General features: G+C 51.8%; 21 protein-coding genes and 3 pseudogenes. 10 read left to right on the top strand and 14 right to left on the bottom strand.

Annotation, left to right across the window (positions count from 1 at the left end; genetic code table 11):
* Positions 1 to 119: 119 nt before the first annotated feature.
* Complete coding sequence (locus KRR23_RS21800; protein ID WP_367880665.1) at positions 120 to 554, bottom strand: DUF2000 domain-containing protein; 435 nt, start codon at positions 552 to 554, stop codon at positions 120 to 122.
* 359 nt (positions 555 to 913) lie between these two features.
* Between KRR23_RS21800 and KRR23_RS21795 the strand changes: the two genes are divergently transcribed.
* Positions 914 to 1,399: an Lrp/AsnC family transcriptional regulator gene (locus KRR23_RS21795; protein ID WP_216744199.1), complete on the top strand. Its 486-nt coding sequence runs from the start codon at positions 914 to 916 to the stop codon at positions 1,397 to 1,399.
* A 239-nt stretch (positions 1,400 to 1,638) separates the two neighbouring features.
* A complete protein-coding gene (locus tag KRR23_RS21790; protein WP_311196264.1) occupies positions 1,639 to 1,932 on the top strand; it encodes a DUF3761 domain-containing protein in 294 nt (97 codons plus the stop codon).
* Positions 1,933 to 1,980: 48 nt separating this feature from the next.
* On the opposite strand, the pseudogene KRR23_RS21785 reads toward KRR23_RS21790, so the two are convergent.
* Positions 1,981 to 2,094: pseudogene (locus KRR23_RS21785) on the bottom strand (LysR family transcriptional regulator); the annotation flags it as partial.
* 15 nt (positions 2,095 to 2,109) lie between these two features.
* Between KRR23_RS21785 and KRR23_RS21780 the strand changes: the two are divergent.
* Positions 2,110 to 2,214: pseudogene (locus tag KRR23_RS21780) on the top strand (short-chain dehydrogenase); the annotation flags it as partial.
* Positions 2,215 to 2,396: 182 nt separating this feature from the next.
* On the opposite strand, the gene KRR23_RS21775 reads toward KRR23_RS21780, so the two are convergent.
* Positions 2,397 to 3,326: a LysR family transcriptional regulator gene (locus KRR23_RS21775; RefSeq protein ID WP_216744198.1), complete on the bottom strand. Its 930-nt coding sequence runs from the start codon at positions 3,324 to 3,326 to the stop codon at positions 2,397 to 2,399.
* A 192-nt stretch (positions 3,327 to 3,518) separates the two neighbouring features.
* Here KRR23_RS21775 and KRR23_RS21770 point away from each other — a divergent pair, with 192 nt between their 5' ends.
* The 3 genes from KRR23_RS21770 (at position 3,519) to KRR23_RS21760 (ending at position 5,773) form a co-directional block, all read left to right on the top strand.
* Complete coding sequence (locus KRR23_RS21770; protein ID WP_216744197.1) at positions 3,519 to 3,911, top strand: nuclear transport factor 2 family protein; 393 nt, start codon at positions 3,519 to 3,521, stop codon at positions 3,909 to 3,911.
* A 117-nt stretch (positions 3,912 to 4,028) separates the two neighbouring features.
* Entirely contained in the window at positions 4,029 to 4,862 is an 834-nt protein-coding gene (locus KRR23_RS21765; protein WP_216744196.1) for an SDR family oxidoreductase, read from the top strand.
* Positions 4,863 to 4,936: 74 nt separating this feature from the next.
* The gene (locus KRR23_RS21760; RefSeq protein WP_216744195.1) at positions 4,937 to 5,773 is read left to right on the top strand and encodes an SDR family oxidoreductase; all 837 of its coding nucleotides are present in this window, start codon (positions 4,937 to 4,939) and stop codon (positions 5,771 to 5,773) included.
* A gap of 67 nt (positions 5,774 to 5,840) precedes the next feature.
* On the opposite strand, the gene KRR23_RS21755 is transcribed toward KRR23_RS21760, so the two are convergent.
* Positions 5,841 to 6,068 (bottom strand): hypothetical protein, encoded by a 228-nt coding sequence (locus tag KRR23_RS21755; protein WP_103315127.1) that lies wholly within the window; start codon positions 6,066 to 6,068, stop codon positions 5,841 to 5,843.
* 523 nt (positions 6,069 to 6,591) lie between these two features.
* On the opposite strand from KRR23_RS21755, the gene KRR23_RS21750 reads away from it, so the two are divergent.
* Entirely contained in the window at positions 6,592 to 7,203 is a 612-nt protein-coding gene (locus KRR23_RS21750; protein ID WP_216744194.1) for a hypothetical protein, read from the top strand.
* Positions 7,204 to 7,578: 375 nt separating this feature from the next.
* On the opposite strand, the gene KRR23_RS21745 is transcribed toward KRR23_RS21750, so the two are convergent.
* The 5 genes and pseudogenes from KRR23_RS21745 to KRR23_RS21725 form a co-directional block, all read right to left on the bottom strand.
* Complete coding sequence (locus KRR23_RS21745; RefSeq protein WP_216744193.1) at positions 7,579 to 7,968, bottom strand: hypothetical protein; 390 nt, start codon at positions 7,966 to 7,968, stop codon at positions 7,579 to 7,581.
* A gap of 396 nt (positions 7,969 to 8,364) precedes the next feature.
* Positions 8,365 to 8,499 (bottom strand): annotated as a pseudogene (locus tag KRR23_RS21740) (IS5/IS1182 family transposase); the annotation flags it as partial.
* Positions 8,500 to 8,602: 103 nt separating this feature from the next.
* Complete coding sequence (locus KRR23_RS21735) at positions 8,603 to 9,013, bottom strand: hypothetical protein (protein WP_216744192.1); 411 nt, start codon at positions 9,011 to 9,013, stop codon at positions 8,603 to 8,605.
* A 65-nt stretch (positions 9,014 to 9,078) separates the two neighbouring features.
* The gene (locus KRR23_RS21730) at positions 9,079 to 9,639 is read right to left on the bottom strand and encodes a hypothetical protein (protein ID WP_103315123.1); all 561 of its coding nucleotides are present in this window, start codon (positions 9,637 to 9,639) and stop codon (positions 9,079 to 9,081) included.
* 151 nt (positions 9,640 to 9,790) lie between these two features.
* Entirely contained in the window at positions 9,791 to 10,198 is a 408-nt protein-coding gene (locus KRR23_RS21725; RefSeq protein ID WP_253912208.1) for an RDD family protein, read from the bottom strand.
* Positions 10,199 to 10,392: 194 nt separating this feature from the next.
* Here KRR23_RS21725 and KRR23_RS21720 point away from each other — a divergent pair, with 194 nt between their 5' ends.
* Both KRR23_RS21720 and KRR23_RS21715 read left to right on the top strand, forming a co-directional pair.
* A complete protein-coding gene (locus KRR23_RS21720) occupies positions 10,393 to 10,740 on the top strand; it encodes a hypothetical protein (protein ID WP_216744190.1) in 348 nt (115 codons plus the stop codon).
* Between the two features lie 154 nt (positions 10,741 to 10,894).
* A complete protein-coding gene (locus KRR23_RS21715; RefSeq protein ID WP_216744189.1) occupies positions 10,895 to 11,485 on the top strand; it encodes a DUF4291 domain-containing protein in 591 nt (196 codons plus the stop codon).
* Here KRR23_RS21715 and KRR23_RS21710 read toward each other — a convergent pair.
* The gene (locus tag KRR23_RS21710; protein ID WP_216744188.1) at positions 11,476 to 12,057 is read right to left on the bottom strand and encodes a tetratricopeptide repeat protein; all 582 of its coding nucleotides are present in this window, start codon (positions 12,055 to 12,057) and stop codon (positions 11,476 to 11,478) included. The genes KRR23_RS21715 and KRR23_RS21710 overlap by 10 nt on opposite strands.
* Before the next feature lie 321 nt (positions 12,058 to 12,378).
* Between KRR23_RS21710 and KRR23_RS21705 the strand changes: the two genes are divergently transcribed.
* Positions 12,379 to 12,564 (top strand): hypothetical protein, encoded by a 186-nt coding sequence (locus tag KRR23_RS21705; protein ID WP_216744187.1) that lies wholly within the window; start codon positions 12,379 to 12,381, stop codon positions 12,562 to 12,564.
* Between the two features lie 212 nt (positions 12,565 to 12,776).
* Here the strand turns inward: KRR23_RS21705 and KRR23_RS21700 are convergent, their stop codons facing one another.
* The 4 genes from KRR23_RS21700 to KRR23_RS21685 form a co-directional block, all read right to left on the bottom strand.
* On the bottom strand, positions 12,777 to 13,229 hold the full coding sequence (locus tag KRR23_RS21700; protein WP_216744186.1) for a hypothetical protein: 453 nt from the start codon (positions 13,227 to 13,229) through the stop codon (positions 12,777 to 12,779).
* A 320-nt stretch (positions 13,230 to 13,549) separates the two neighbouring features.
* On the bottom strand, positions 13,550 to 14,023 hold the full coding sequence (locus tag KRR23_RS21695; RefSeq protein WP_216744185.1) for a lytic transglycosylase: 474 nt from the start codon (positions 14,021 to 14,023) through the stop codon (positions 13,550 to 13,552).
* Between the two features lie 173 nt (positions 14,024 to 14,196).
* Entirely contained in the window at positions 14,197 to 14,685 is a 489-nt protein-coding gene (locus KRR23_RS21690) for a M48 family metallopeptidase (RefSeq protein ID WP_216744184.1), read from the bottom strand.
* A gap of 21 nt (positions 14,686 to 14,706) precedes the next feature.
* Positions 14,707 to 15,411 carry a hypothetical protein gene (locus KRR23_RS21685; RefSeq protein ID WP_216744183.1) on the bottom strand — a complete coding sequence of 235 codons (705 nt, stop codon included), beginning with the start codon at positions 15,409 to 15,411 and terminating at the stop codon, positions 14,707 to 14,709.
* Between the last annotated feature and the right edge of the window lie 144 nt (positions 15,412 to 15,555).

Raw genomic sequence — 15,555 nt, 5'->3', positions numbered from 1 at the left:
ATATCATTCAACTCCCCGCTGCAGATACCATCCTTCTCAAACACTGCATGTTATTGATGAACTGTATGTGCCAACTCCAGAATCTCAGGCTGAACAAAACGTACACTACAACCGCCTTGTCATTTGAACAGCGAAAGATTACCGGTCAACTTGCTGATTTTTTTCTTCGGCCCGATCAAGCCGATGGCAACCAACTCTATGGCTGAACTGTCGGCCTCGCAGATACGCGACTCATACTCTTGATACGTCTTGCAGGATTGTGCCAAGGCGCTGAATGGCATGATGTGAATTTCCTCATCCGCCAGCGCTTTCTCTTGAAGTTCCTGCAAATACTCATTGGTGGACAGCAGAATCGGCAACGGTGCGTAGATGACGCCGGGGTAATTAACATTGTCACGGCTTTGCATGTCAGGTCCGACCAGACCTTCTACCGAGCGCCCGAGGCTGACGCCGATAACGCTGACGGCATTGGCCGCATGTCCCAGCCCCAGTGCTTTGTCGACGACAATCACGCATTTGTGAACGGCAGCATCAAAATTCATTGAATCCTCCACGACGGTCAATAAACCTTCAGTTCTTCAAGTTTTGTCACACCGAAGTCAGCCCAACCATCGAGCAACCCGACAAACTTCGTAGTGTCACTGCCACTATCAATAGCCACTACCTGCCAAGATGAAGAATCATTTATCACCCTGCAATCGCGCCCTCCGAAAAAGGAAGCGATCAACTGTGGTTTATGTATTCAACGACGCGTCTGGCATCGGTTTGTGCATAGCGGCTAAAGCGTGGCAACTTCAACGTTAGAAGTTGAAAAAATCTTATCCCCTTTAGCCGGGGAAAAAATTTCTATTTTAATTGCCCGGCCGATGCGTTCTGGTAGGATCTACCTCTTTATCACAGGGACGCGGAATTTATGACCGATCAGACGCTAAATCTGACAGATGTCAAAATCCTTACAGCCTTGCAACAGGACGGCAGGATCACCAACCAGACCTTGGCCGATCATATCGGCATGTCTGCCTCGCCCTGCTGGCGCAGGGTCCGGCAGCTGGAAGAACACCGCTATATTCAAGGCTACAGGGCGGTGCTCGACCGACGCAGGATCGGGCTGGGAGTGATGGTGTTCATCCGGGTCAGCATCGACCATCACAGCGCAGCCGAGGCCCGGAAGTTCGAGCAGGAAGTGATGCAGCTGGAGGATGTGGTGGCGTGCTACAGCATCGGTGGCGACGCTGATTTCCTGTTGCAGGTAGTGGCACGCGATCTCGACTCGTATGCCGACTTCGCGATGTCGGTCATCCGACAGTTGCCCGGCATCAAGGAGATGCAGAGCATGTTCGTGCTCAAGGAGATCAAGCCGTTCGTGTCGTTCCCGGTCAAGCGCTCCCTAGAAGCCTGAGGAGACCTTTCAAGCCGCCAGTTAGCCAGAAACTCGCACACCAGCACTCACCCTGTCGCCAGGGTAAAGGGTAGCCCTGTGTTACGCGCACGAACCTAAAAACCAACAGAGCCCAGCACCAGGCTGGGCTTTGTCACGTCAGGAAAGACGTCATGCTTGCCCTGTAATTTCGAGGCGTACAGCAACTCCCAGAAACGACAAAGTCCTACACTAGACTAGACTCTGCCTACACACCACGGATGGATCTCCCAATGAAACCAGTCTACCTGGCACTCACTGCGTGTTTGATCTTTCAGCCCGCGTTCGCAAGATCTGGTACTGATCCTCAAGTCGTAAACCCTGACGAGTCGCAACTGGTCGAGCATGGTTCGTACATCAATAGCGACGGAAAAACCGTACACAGCCCCGCCCATACAAAATCAAATCGCGCACCCGAGGGTGCAACCGCCAAGTGTCGCGACAACACCTACAGTTTTAGCCAACACCGCCGTGGCACCTGCTCCCGCCATGGTGGTGTGATGGCTTGGCTATAAGTGGGGATATCGGTGGTCGGCTATGCGGATTGAACATCAACCCTACAGTAATTGCTGCCCTGCCTCAGTCAACGAAACCGATCGTGTTGTACGGTTGAACAAGCGCATCTCCAACCGCGCCTCCAGATTACGCATGGAGTGACTAAGCGCGGCAGGACGCAAGGGGAACGCCAGGGAGCACTACTCATGGGTCCTGAGGGCACATTCATTACAGGCAACGACTTTCTGATGGATGGCGGAGTCGCGGCTGCTTACTGGTACGGCGATTTGGCCCCCAGGTAAAACCGGGAAGCCACCTCGCAGTCCCCCATCCGTTTGCACCGCATCCTGACCGCGCTGAAAGCCTGTCGATCAGCTTCGAGTCGCACCAACTGGCCTGAAGAGTGTGCGACGTCAAACCGATACCAGCGGTGTCCTGTAGAAAAACGAACTTCTCATGCCGCAGCATCGCATGGCCAGGTTGCTCAGGCCGGACGCCATTTTGTACCCGAAAATGATGCATCGACGTTCTTGCGCAATGCCTCAACCAATAGCGTAAACGCAGGAGACTGCTGACGTCGGCTGGGGAAATAAAGATGGTATCCCGCAAAAAATGGGCACCACTCATCAAGCACCTGAACAAGCTGACCGGATCGCAGTTGTTCCTGCGCAACGTCCTCAAATATAAATGCCAGGCCGAAACCTTCTACCGCCGCTTGTTGCGCCAGGCGCATGTTGTTGAACGTCAGCGGGCCATCAACCCGTACATTCAAGTCACGTCCTTCCTTATGGAACTCCCAAACGTAGAGAGCTCCCGATGAAGGCAAACGCACGTTGATGCACGCATGACGGGTCAGGTCATGGGGCATCTTGATCGCTGGACTGCGCGCCAGGTACGACGGCGATCCCACGACAATCATTCGCAGGTCAGGACCGATCCGTACGGCAATCATGTCCCGATCAATCTGTTCACCCAGTCGCACTCCAGCATCGAAGCGATCAGTGACGATGTCTGTTAATGCCGCATCGGTAGATATCTCTACCTTGATGTCCGGATACTCGAGTAACAGACGTGAAACCGTGGGCCAGAGGATGCCTTCAGCCGCGTGCTTGCTCGCGGTGATGCGAACGCTGCCGGCCGGTTTCTGGCGCATTTCACTCAGCTCGCTCAGTTTGGCTTCAATGTTGCCAAATGCGGGCCGTACGGTTTCCAGTAACCGCTCTCCCGCCTCCGTCGTGGCCATACTCCGGGTGGTGCGAGCGAGCAATCTGACGCCCAGGCGTGCTTCGAGCCGGCGGATGGTCTGACTGACCGAAGACTGTGACGTAGCGAGTCGCGCGGCTGCGCGAGTGAAGTTCAGCTCCTGCGCCACGACCAGAAAAACCGCCAGATCGCCGAGTTCAGATCGATCCATTTATTATCTCAAAGTATAAGTTCATACAGATCCTAGCATCTAATCATGTGGATGCTCTCGTTCTATATTGGGCAGCCGTACTTCCCGCAACGGGTGAGTCCGGCACCATTGAGGGCGTGCTGTCGGGCATAGCGATCCAGCATCACACGCAGATCACACGCACGTTTTATTAAATGCTCACAGGATAAATACATGTTGAGTTCCATGGAGCACGCTGACGAAAGCTCAGAGATTATTGAAATCCTGAACGCCTATCACACGGCCATGGTAGAGGCTCGTTCGTCTGATCTTGATCTCTTGCTCGAATCGGGTTTCTCACTGGTGCATATCACCGGCTACGTTCAGCCCAAGCACGAATGGCTTGATCTTGTTTGGTCGGGAGACTTCAACTATCACCGAATAGAACTGGAACAGAATTCGCTTGAAGTCAGCGTCAAGGGAAAATGCTCCACAGTGCAAGGTCGCGGCATTTTCAACGCCAGCATTAATGGCATGACTGCACCCTGGAGATTGAGGTTCGTTTTAGAACTCGAGAAGCATGAAGGTGTATGGATGATCGCGAGTGCCCGCTACACCACTTTCTAAAGAACCGCATTTGAACAGTGGCTGCGATGAGCGCGCCTCGCATGCCGCGCAACTATCCAAGGTGATGCCGCTGGATAGACGCCGTTCATTAAATGGCTAGAGCCGAAGGAAATCATTATGAAGAATGAGATTGTTGTCGTAATCGGTGCCGGTGGAATTGGCCTCGCCATTGCTCGCAGGCAGAGTTTTGGCAAAACTTTATTGCTCGCCGATTTCAATGAACAGGCTTTGCAGGCCGCGGCCGACACTCTACGGGGTGCAAGTTACACCGTAGAGACGCGTCTCGTGGATGTATCGTCCAGAGCGTCAGTCAAGGGACTGGCTGACGCAGCGGCAGCTTTGGGCAGCGTTGTCCAGATGGTCAATACGGCGGGTGTATCGCCAAACATGGCGCCTGCAGACCGTGTTTTGGCAGTCGATCTGTATGGCTCTGCCGTCGTCTTCGAAGAGTTCGAGCGCGTCATTGCGCCGGGCGGCGCTGGCCTCATTATCTCGAGCATGGCGGCCCATATGATGCCAGCCCTCACTCCCGAACAAGATCATGCGCTGGCTTTCACTCCCGCGGACGAACTGCTCGAGCTCCCGTTCCTTTCTGCGGATGCGGTTCCTAACTCCATGGTGGCTTACATGATGGCCAAACGTGCCAACAACCTTCGCGTACAGGCGGCAGCGGTGAGTTGGGGCGAGCGTGGAGCACGGGTCAATTCAATGAGCCCTGGGATCATTGCAACGCCACTGGCGCAACACGAACTCAACTCCCCCATTGGTGACGGCTATAGAGCAATGATTGCGGCCTCCCCAGCCAAGCGTATGGCGCCGCCTGAGGAAATCGCGATTGCCGCTGCCTATCTTCTTGGGCCTGATGCAGGCTTTGTGACGGGAAGTGATCTGCTGATCGATGGCGGAGTCATAGCCGCGATGCGTGCAGGCAAGCTGCCCACTCCGGGCTGAAAATCATGGCCTACGATTGCATGCAAAATCGATCAACCGGATGAGTCAACTCAAGCTTGACGAGGGATATGCTCATGAGAAATCTTTCAAAAGTGATTGTCGTTATTGGCGCCGGTTCGATCGGCCAAGCCATTGCCCGCAGAGTCAGCGCCGGTAAGCACGTCGTGCTGGCAGATCTGCGGCAGGAAAACGCCGATGCCGCGGCAAAGGTCTTGCTTGACGCAGGATTCGAGGTCTCCACGGCCATCGTGGATGTCTCTTCTCGCGAGTCGGTTCAGGCGCTGGTGCAAACCGCAACGGCCATTGGAGAGATCACCGGGGTCATCCACGCTGCCGGTGTTTCACCGTCTCAAGCGCCAGCAGCAACCATTTTGCGGGTTGATTTGTATGGAACCGCAGTCGTTCTTGAAGAGTTCGGCAATGTCATCGCCGAAGGCGGCTCCGCGATCGTCATCGCTTCACAATCCGGCCACCGCTTGCCCGCATTGAGTGCCGAACAAAACAAGGCGTTGGCGACAACTCCAGCGGACGATCTGCTCGCGCTCCCGATGCTCCAAGCCGATCAAGTCACCGACCCTTTAAACGCTTACCAGATCTCCAAGCGCGGGAACTCGTTGCGAGTCATGGCAGAAGCTGTGCGCTGGGGCAAACGCGGCGCGCGAGTCAATACGATCAGCCCTGGCATCATCTTTACACCACTGGCGCGGGACGAACTAAGCGGCCCTCGTGGCGAAGGCTACCGGCGCATGATTGACCTGAGCGCAGCAGGACGCGGAGGAACGCCAGATGAAGTGGGCGCCTTGGGAGCACTGCTCATGGGGCCTGAGGGCACATTCATTACAGGCAGCGACTTTCTGATGGATGGCGGCGTCACGGCTGCTTATTGGTACGGCGATTTGGCTCCCAAGTAAAACCGGGAAGCCACCTCGTAGTCCCCCATCCGTTTGCGCCGCATCGCCGGCCGTGATCCGCACCCGCTTATTTCGCCGAGGGTAGAGACAGGTGCGCAATGGCAGCTTGAGCCATTTCAATCTCGGCGATGGCGTCTTCGGCATGGTCGGGCTTGACCCAATTAAACTCGGGGTCGCTAATTATTGCGCGAATTGACTTCCTGCACAGCTCGTCGGCTGCCACGCCTTGTCGCCCAGCGACGGCCATTACCGTTTTAAGCGCTATCTCAAGCGCAACCACTCGATCTTCGCTCATGACACGCAACCCTCTCTGTAGAGCATTAAGCGTAGATCAATCCCAAGGTCAATGAATCATGCCCCCTGGGGCCGAAAACGAGAAAAGCCCTGCACGCGTAAACCTGCAGGGCTTTTCGGTCGTGCTGACCTCGCATTAAGCGGGAAAGGACTTCACTGTGAGTCAGCAGCGGATTTGGCACCGACCAGGACCTTGGACGATGAACTCGGCAGAGGACGGGAAACAGGCGTGTAGGGCTCTGTGAGCATGACAATGCGCGATGGCACTTCAGTTCGACAAAGGGCTGTGAAGGCCGCATGTCCTCTCGCCTGAAAGTACGCTCAAGCGTTCAACCCTCACCGGATCAACAAGCATATACAATGCGCAAGAGCACATTTCAAACTGGTGCCCAAAACACAAAAAGGAAGATGTGTGTTATTCCGAATCTGAACGCCACACGTTCAGTGATAGTGCTGATGCCTGGCACCCTCTCTCATTCATGCACATCTCTGACACGTTCTCGTCCCCCAGCATGAGTAAGACAATGCTTCGCTCCAACACCCGATGGTTATGGCTTTACTTCCCGATGAGCTGGATTGCCGTAGGGGTTGTGCTTCTGCACATCGTTTTCTACGACTGGACCCTTCTGACACCCAAGGATGTCGGCGGCACCCTGTTCGGCGGTGCCATGTCCACCCAATTGTTTCTCAGCGGCTGGGCCGTTGCCACCCTCGGCCTGATAGTGACCATCCTGCTACGGCTGCCGGGGTCGATCCTCGCCTGGGTCACCGCCGGGCTTGTGCCGCTGTGCATCGGTGGCTGGTGGCAATTGAACTACCCGGACGATGCCAACGGCAATCTGCTTTACAGCCCCGTACAGGCCGATATCACGATTGCCATGCTGATCGGCGCAGCGATCCTGGCCAGCGGTTTGTATGCCCGTTCCAGGGCAAAAACGGCGTCCAGAAACGCGTCACTCTCCGGGCTGAAAATATTCGGGAAAACCGTGGCTGCAGCAGCGTTGAGCGCATTTTTTATAGCCGTGCCACTGGCCTTCCTCACGCAGCAGGCATTGCCCTATTGCGCCTTCAGCAAGGAAGGTCAGCAGTTGTCGGTCTGTTTGAGCAAGGAGGATGTACATACGATTGTGGAATAAGCACGCTGATACCTACTGGCTAGACGTTTACGTGACCAGAGTAAAACATGCCCCCGAGCTCCATGTTCAACGCCCGGCGTCAATCAGTAGATCGGATGGCATGTACCTGATGGCTTTCGCTATGCGCAAACAATATGGCGAACGTGACACAGCTCGATTAGTCGCTTCATGGCGAAGAAACTTACGTCTGCGGCGATACGGGAGACACCGAAGTGGGTAAGCGCCCGTAGCGTGGACCAATCCCCCTGAAACAGTACGACTAGAGGAAAGATCCATGAGTTAAGGACAGGAAAGATCTGTTTTTCGACCAACTCATGATTTTTTGAACCTCAAGTAGCGAGGGCATGAAAAATCGGTAGGTACTTCAGTCCTTCCTTAGTGCGCACTAAACAACGCAAATACACCCACCACGGCCCACAGCACTGACACATACTGCATGGGCACATAAAACAACGTGTGTTTCTTGCGAAAGATCACTTCGCCACCCGTGTTTTTATCTATGTAGGTTTTGCCCGGCTGGTTATTCAGCTTGTGGCCAATATAGGCGTTGGCGGCCGCACCAACCAATAGACCGACACCCAGCCCGAGCCCATTGAAGAGCCCAGCGAAAGGCACAATGCAGAGCAGTGGGATAAGAATCGAAAGAACGCCCCAGCCTTGCCAAATAATAAAAAACATAACACGTCCCTGGTTAATTTTTGAGGCGCGCAATCTAACAAAAAAGTGGCGCCGCGGCAATAACTTGAAATCAATTACCAGCAACATGATGAATCATGCGAACAAAGGCCCTGATTAACGAATAAAACCTGTCATTCGACAATCGCCCCCCATCAACCGGGCCTCGTTTATTTCACTGTCAACGTCTATCCCGACGGATGTATTTTTACCGAACGCCTTGTCCAGGCATAAGCCTGATGGCTCAGTAGTTGACGCAGAGTGAATTGGCCCTCGGGTACACAGTGTCGTCAAGTCTGATCACGCCGTCACGAACCAATGAAAGAGCCGCAGCAGCCAGGGAGGGTCTGAAGTAGTCATGTATTTCTGACTGACTCCAGCCTCTGCCGACCTTGAACGCGGCGAATCAATCAAAGACGATCAGGTCACTCGCTCATTTTTGTGCTTTTAGCCACTGCGAGCACCTCGCGGCAACCATTCCCCACATTACAGGCGCACCTCTCTCGCACTCGTCAATAAATGTCTACGCGCCATCCACAAGTTCGACAGCACAAACGGTGTCACCCGTTGCGCCGTGTTCTTCGTCAGACCACGGTCGCGCGTCTTCACGTAGCCCGACCGACCATGGAGCGGTTACGCTGTTACTGCGATGACCCCATTTACGTCACCTGCGCAGCTCTATGGCTGCTCGTACATGCAATGCGCGGCCGAACACCTGATTGGCTTAACCGCGAATGCGGCGCTCAGTGAACTCATAATCTTCCTGGCAGTCGCCGGAAGGGTCTGACGCCACATTCACGTAATGCACCGTGTCGGCATCGATCAACTTGTAGGTGTAGACATCTGGCAAACGCACTCCATCAGTTCTCAATTCGTTCTTGCCATTGGCGGCCGACCAGCGGCCATGTTCGGTTTGAATCGGCTGGGTCTGCTGGGCATCCCGGAAAAAGGTGACAGTGAAGCTGCCGTCGGGCTTGAAGTCATTGTTCCAGGAGAGGAACTGGCATTTGCCGTTTTCTGCCCGCAGGCCTTTCCATGAACCAATCAAGGATGGATCGTTGGCCGGCTTGTTAGCGGCGCAGCCACCTAACATTGCAGCCAGGACGATAAGGCTCAGGGAGAAATTCCGTTTCACGTAGTGCTTCCTTCTTCAAATGGATTCTGTGTGTTGCGATGGCTCAGCGTTGACTCAAATCGGCCTCAAAGGCCCGGTACGCTCGCGACGGGAATACGCGTTTCTGACTGAGTGACATCGTAGACATGCTGTTCACAGCGGTCATCCACAAACTGAAACTCCACCAGATAAACCTTGCTTCGTTCCGGTGTGAAAGTGCTTCTGACCGGGCCACATCGGTAGCGACTGCCAATGCTCTCGCCACTGGCGTAACCTGATACCACGAACGGTTGATCGGCGTCGGCTTGTACTTCCAACTGCGGGAAGTGCTTCAACGTTGCGCTATGGACCGTTTCGTTGAGCGTGGCAATCCAGCCAAACACCTTGCCCCGGCCGGTATCCGCAACAGTTCCCTGCACATCCATTCGCTGGTCAGGATCCGTTGCGCGCCTGATCGAAAACTCAACTGGGAAGGTGGCACCCGACGCTTTCATGATGACCTTGGCGTGTTGCGTATCGACGGTCACTTTGTCTTGGTGCAGTTGGATGCCGTTATTGAGCAAACTGGGGGAAGAGTCTCTGACGTTGGATTTACACCCTGGTAACGTCAGAATCAGGCTCAACATCAGCAGTGAAGTTTTTTTCATGAACACTCCATGTACATCATTAAAAATTACTTGCCGCCCGACTGGGGTGTCTCAGGAGCAGACAACGTTGCCTGTTCCTTTTGCACTTCATCAGCAGCTGTGAGAAGAAGGGACCGCATTTAATATTCTACGATGCCGACAGACATGACGTCTATTTCACGTTGATCACCACTGTCGATGCGAGCATATCCCCCAATCTTTTCCGGGATCCAAAAAATATGAACATCCAGTCTATAAAGGACAGAGAAAACTTCAGGAAATTACGATTAAATGATTGAAGGTAACTGCACCCTAAAAGACTAAACTCATCAACAGCTGAAATCTTCATCATTTTTTTGCCAATGCTTTGACCATCCCAGATAGCGTCAGAAAACAAAAAATATCCGCCGCCGAATACCATGCCCGAGAGAGAGGCAATACTGTACAGGCCTACAAAGCTCAAAACCATGATGTTGACAGACATCAGAAAGAGGACGATGACTGCGTCAATGATCTGAGCAGCTAATCGACGGATTAGACTGGCCAAATCGGGAGAGTGTTGCTGTGCGCGCCCATCCATTCTGAACTCCATGTTATCTCTTGACTGCCAGATCATTGTAATAAATAACTAAAAAGTAGGCAGATTTATTTTTGATGCGCCTGACAGGACTATCACCTTACTTACGCATAAAAATAAATCCGTTCCCTTTTAGCCACCCCTTCGTTTAGTCGCGAATGTGGCGGCTCCCTCAACAGATCGGGAGTACCCACTTTATGTTCAAGATCACCCCCAATCCACCTGCAACACCCAACGTTGAAACCATCGATCCACGTATCGCCGACCGGGCTTTGTCTCACTACAACCTCGGTCCGGACGCTGGTTCGAAACCCGCCCCAAACACAGTGCTACGTGATCATCTACCGGACCCCAGGCATCAGGAAGACGCCCTGGTCAACGTCTACTCGATCCTGCAATCCGCCGCGGCCACGGCCTATGAGCATGCCGACAACCAAACCGGCTCGAACCGCAAGGTGGCGATGGGTGTGGTGCACCTGATTGAGCTGGCACAGCTGAAAATGGACTCGGTGCTGGATGGGCAGACCGTCAACACTGGCGCCTGACAGGACTTAGTCATTGAACGGGAACCTCTGTGCTTCCCGCTCCGTCGAAGATCATGTCCGCTGACAACGCATGATCTTCGACGACACATCGCTTAAGTAAGTGTCATTCAAATCCATCCCTTCAGTTTTTCTCCGACGAGTGCAAAATAAAAATATGAACAAGCAATTTTCTGAAATACCTCATCGTCAAATCAGGGCGGTCTACGATGCGACAACCATTCGCGTCTATCAAGCCTATTCCGATGCCATCACGGACGCAGCACTGGCACAGGGAAAATTCGCATCCCCGCCGTTCAAGATGGACCGAATGACGTGGATTAAACCTTCCTTTTTGTGGATGATGTATCGCGCTGGATGGGGTTTTAAAGATGCGGGACAGAAGCGCATCCTGGCAATCGACATTACGAGGGAAGGCTTTGAATGGGCGTTGGCGCATGGCTGCTTGAGTCATGCCGATGACTCTATCGACAAGGCAGAATGGGAAGCCAAAAAGAAGGCATCACCTGTACGCGTTCAGTGGGATCCGGAAAGAGATCTGCTCTTACGCCCGCTGGAATATAGAGCCATTCAAATCGGCCTCAGCAAAGAAGCCGTGCAACTATATGTAAACCAATGGATACAACGCATTACCGATGTAACGCCCTTGGCTCACTCAATCCACAAACTAATCCAAGACGGCGAATTGGTTACCGCCTACAGTCAACTCCCGCAGGAAAGAGAATATAGCTCAGAGTATCACCAGTGACTCTGTTGAGGGACAGGTTTAAACTTGCCACCACGAACAACCTCTTCGTAAGCCAATTTAGCCGCCTGAAGCTTCTCCTCATAAACACCAGCGTTATCACCATTCAACTTAACCAAAACAGATTTTAGATTTTCATGAATCAATAGCTCTTCAGGCGCCAAATTTACCGCATCTTCATAACACTTCAGAGCCCCTTCGAAATCACCAACTTTCACAAGCAGGGCTCCAAGCTCTACATAAGGATCAACAAACGAAGGCTCCGCTTCAATTGCGGCCTGATAATATTTGAAAGCTCTCACAAACTCCCCTTCTCTTTCACCTCTAACACCCGCGAGGTAAAAATATCGAGGAATAACATAGTCAGGAGAAAGCGAATTCGCCGCCTCATAAAATCTTACCGCCTCAGCAATATCTCTTCGATAAAAACTAATATTACCTAAACACTCAAGCTGAATGATTTCGGGAACCTCGCCGGATTTTTTTTCAAAAAATTCTACTCCGCTTTCGATTTGACCCTTAGAGAGATAACGAATCAAGTCATCCCTTATTTTGTATGCTTCTAAAATATCCACAATCACTTCCCAGTCGGCCCAATACTTTTAATAATTGAATTAAATAATTCCAACTGACTAGGTGGAACCCCTATATTTCTAAAGTTAGCGAAAAGGGGACGGATTTATTTTCGATGCGCCTGACAGGACTATCACCTTACTCACGCATATAAAATAAACCCGTCCTCTTTTAGATGCTTTTAGATGGGTCAGCGGCAACACCTGTGCCCTCCGACAATCCTTTTCTTAAAATCGAAAATACATAAATTCTATAGCATCCACTTCGATGTTTGAGTAGCCAGTCCGGCGACCGGAAGCCCGCTTCAATACAGCCCCCTCCAATTGGCACCGGCAGAACAGCAAAAACTGGCGCAAACCCTTGCCCCGCTGCTGCGTGTGGCCAACGGCGTGTGGTTACTGAGCGAAGGCGGATCGGAACGGCATGTGCTGCTGGTACTGGCCTCACAGCGCTGGGTCTCGCGGTTGATCTGCCGCCTGACGGGCGAAGCCCCCCCCCGTTCGCCATGACTGCGAACGGTTGCTCGACCGGCTGAGCCCGCGCATTCATCTGCCGATCAGCATCTACCTAATCGAGCACCAGGATCCGCAACTGGCCTATTGCAATGAGGCGGCGCGGATCAGTTGAGCAGTGCGCTACTCGATCCAGTGAACCGAAGTTCCTGGTGCTGGCGCACGTGCGTCGGCTGCGTCTTTCAGGATCTAATCATCAGTCATCACGTTTACTTGACCAACACTTTATCGATTTCCTGAATCAGGGACCTTGGTGCGGGCGTATCGGCATACACCTGAGCCATCTCCATTGGGTCGACCATTGGCGTGGTCACCCCGTCGAATGAAAAACCGCCGACCACATAACGTGTGAAGGTCGGCGACGCCGGGTCTTCGTCGACCTGCCAATACCCGTCATACCGTGTCGCCAGGTACTCGCCGATGTAGTAACCGATACGGGTAATGAACCAGACCCGGTTGGCCTCGCTGATCACTGCACTTCGAAAACCGCTGTCCAATTGGGCCAAAAATTTCCCGGGAGTGTTCAGGACCTCGTGAGGTTGTTCAAACCCCAGGCTGGTGCAGAACTCATGGAGCACCGGTAGGCGCTCGGACTTGAATGCTGCAAAACCAGCCTTGCGACGCGCCAGCAATTGCTCGTCTGACCCTTCAAAATTATCCATCCAGCCCTCATCAATCAATTATGAATAAGCACATCAATTTTATTTTAATCGAAAAGGGGACGGATTTATTTTCGATGCGCCTGACAGGACTATCACCTTACACATGCATAAAAAATAAATCCGTCCCCTTTAGGTCTCTAAGGGACACCCTGCCGTTAAACAAGCAGGGCTGGTCGGCTTTGAATCTCTTGACGTAGGACCGGCTAATGGGCATCCCTTTTTAGTCCTTTTAGAAGATTGCATGCACGCTGACAATGCATAATCTTCGACGGTACATCAATTAAATAAGCGTCATTCAAAAACGCTCCTTACCAGTCAATCTAACCTCTTTCTATTTTAATGAAATCATCATACTCACCAAACTCCGGCATTAAAGAGTAATTCGCGCTAACATCAGACGACGTTGTCGAAACCTCAAGACGATAAGGACTGAAGAATTCGCGTCTCATCTGAACCGTGCCGTCTTGTTTAAAAACATAAGAAATGCCACTAGCAATCTTGTCCGTCTCACCTTCAAACTCACGGTGAGTCGCCATCGTTAAAAACAGCCTTCCATCTTCAACTTTCTGAAAAGCATATGTCAACGACTCACGTAAGCTTTCATCAAGAAATCCAACACCAACCACCTGTTCCGTAACATCAAGAAAGCAATAAGGCCGGTCAGCAGAGTCTACAAGAACCGTATAGCGCCTCTTGTTCATATGAGCAGATCTAGCTTGCTCTTCCGTCCAAACATCCGTTGGTCGTTTTTTTGCTCTAAACCATGACTTACAGTAAAAAATTGGTCGCTTCATTTTTAATACACATGTCCATTAATGTCTCGAATTAATACCCCTGCACGGTTAGCAGCGTCGAGAACTGATTGTGGGATCGGTTTAACCTGGACCGAAAAGGGGACGGATTTATTTTCGATGCGCCTGACAGGACTATCACCTTACTCACGCATAAAAAATAAATCCGTCCCCTTTTAGGTCCATTGCTGATTTCTCAGTAAGCCAAGGCGACTCAAAATCAATTTTTTTAAATTCTCCTCTGGATTAAATTCAAGACATTTTTCAAGATCCGCAACGGCAGCCCTATCATCACCCAACTCGTGAAAAACATCAGACCGATTATAATAGGTCCACGGGTAGTTTGGATTCAATTCGATAGCTTTAGCAAAATACCTGAGCGAATCTGAAAACCGCTTCAACTCTAAATAGATTGTAGCCACAGTGCTATAAGCTGACGCATCAGCATACCCAAGAGCAAAAGCTCGCTCCAGATCACTGAGCGCCATATCGGACCTCTTCAGCATCGCATACACTGTACCACGATCAGCATATGCCAAAGCATTGTCTGGGTCGACTTGAATGACATCCCCGTATAAACCAAGTGCATCATCCGCCCGACCCTGGGACAGGAATAGTCTCGCCCTCATACAAAAAACCGATAGATCAATCTTCTTTTCACTCATACAACTGTTCCTCGATGACTCTCATATTTTTTTTGCATTAGCACTCACCTTTTCAATTAGACTCGATAAATAAGCTTCCATGACATCGAAGCGGATCGCCGTCGCATACGGGCGTTTGGGGTCTTGCCGTGAACACGCCCTAATCGAAGATGGAATATCCTCCCTTAGCCACAACTCCTTATATTGAAATATAGCATATGAAGTTCCTTCGATCTCCTCCACGACCATATGACCGCGCCAAGCATTTTCATACAACTCCCCAGAAATTGATTTAACAAATAAAATAGCCTGATCCCCCACAATCAAAGCCATATCTCCCCATGTCCCACCAGATCGAACGAACTCAACCTCTGAACCAAGGAAGGTGCTATCAATCCCTTTCCCTGTCGTATATATTTTTTCAATTTTCGCCCGTAATACTTGCGGGCGCGGCGCATCAACAATCTTGACAAAAACAAGATCATATCTCGCCACTTTCTCAGATAAAAATCCTAATTCCTCGCTCACTTTTTGTGGCCTCCACTGCGTCCCAACCTGCTCAAGCTTGGGTATATAAATCATCATAACTCCGGAATTTTCCGGGATCGGCATGTCAAGTCTACTTGGAAAGGTGGCGCAATTAAAATAGCAGCCGACGGCTGCAGCTACTGCTCCACCATTTATACACGAAAAGGGGACGGATTTATTTTCGATGAGCCTGACAGGACTATCACCTTGCTCACGCATATAAAATAAATCCGTCCCCTTTTAGACCCACTGGACTGGAGCCGTCTCTAAAACTCCAGCCCTGATCTAGTGTAAGCGCTCCATAAACCCCACATTCAAAGTCACCATCTGATCCCCGATGCTGTGCTCCCGATTCCTTTCCGG

The organism is Pseudomonas sp. CVAP#3 (assembly GCF_018986375.1).
Lineage (GTDB): Bacteria > Pseudomonadota > Gammaproteobacteria > Pseudomonadales > Pseudomonadaceae > Aquipseudomonas > Aquipseudomonas helvetica.
This window is presented reverse-complemented; position numbering and strand designations above follow the sequence as displayed.

Coding starts and splice junctions, on each gene's coding strand:
- KRR23_RS21795 (WP_216744199.1), top strand. CDS start 914: ATGACCGATCAGACGCTAAATCTGACAGATGTCAAAATCCTTACAGCC.
- KRR23_RS21790 (WP_311196264.1), top strand. CDS start 1,639: ATGGATCTCCCAATGAAACCAGTCTACCTGGCACTCACTGCGTGTTTG.
- KRR23_RS21775 (WP_216744198.1), bottom strand. CDS start 3,326: ATGGATCGATCTGAACTCGGCGATCTGGCGGTTTTTCTGGTCGTGGCG.
- KRR23_RS21770 (WP_216744197.1), top strand. CDS start 3,519: ATGTTGAGTTCCATGGAGCACGCTGACGAAAGCTCAGAGATTATTGAA.
- KRR23_RS21765 (WP_216744196.1), top strand. CDS start 4,029: ATGAAGAATGAGATTGTTGTCGTAATCGGTGCCGGTGGAATTGGCCTC.
- KRR23_RS21760 (WP_216744195.1), top strand. CDS start 4,937: ATGAGAAATCTTTCAAAAGTGATTGTCGTTATTGGCGCCGGTTCGATC.
- KRR23_RS21755 (WP_103315127.1), bottom strand. CDS start 6,068: ATGAGCGAAGATCGAGTGGTTGCGCTTGAGATAGCGCTTAAAACGGTA.
- KRR23_RS21750 (WP_216744194.1), top strand. CDS start 6,592: ATGCTTCGCTCCAACACCCGATGGTTATGGCTTTACTTCCCGATGAGC.
- KRR23_RS21745 (WP_216744193.1), bottom strand. CDS start 7,968: ATGTTGCTGGTAATTGATTTCAAGTTATTGCCGCGGCGCCACTTTTTT.
- KRR23_RS21730 (WP_103315123.1), bottom strand. CDS start 9,639: ATGAAAAAAACTTCACTGCTGATGTTGAGCCTGATTCTGACGTTACCA.
- KRR23_RS21725 (WP_253912208.1), bottom strand. CDS start 10,198: ATGGATGGGCGCGCACAGCAACACTCTCCCGATTTGGCCAGTCTAATC.
- KRR23_RS21720 (WP_216744190.1), top strand. CDS start 10,393: ATGTTCAAGATCACCCCCAATCCACCTGCAACACCCAACGTTGAAACC.
- KRR23_RS21715 (WP_216744189.1), top strand. CDS start 10,895: ATGAACAAGCAATTTTCTGAAATACCTCATCGTCAAATCAGGGCGGTC.
- KRR23_RS21700 (WP_216744186.1), bottom strand. CDS start 13,229: ATGGATAATTTTGAAGGGTCAGACGAGCAATTGCTGGCGCGTCGCAAG.
- KRR23_RS21695 (WP_216744185.1), bottom strand. CDS start 14,023: ATGAAGCGACCAATTTTTTACTGTAAGTCATGGTTTAGAGCAAAAAAA.
- KRR23_RS21690 (WP_216744184.1), bottom strand. CDS start 14,685: ATGAGTGAAAAGAAGATTGATCTATCGGTTTTTTGTATGAGGGCGAGA.
- KRR23_RS21685 (WP_216744183.1), bottom strand. CDS start 15,411: ATGCGTGAGCAAGGTGATAGTCCTGTCAGGCTCATCGAAAATAAATCC.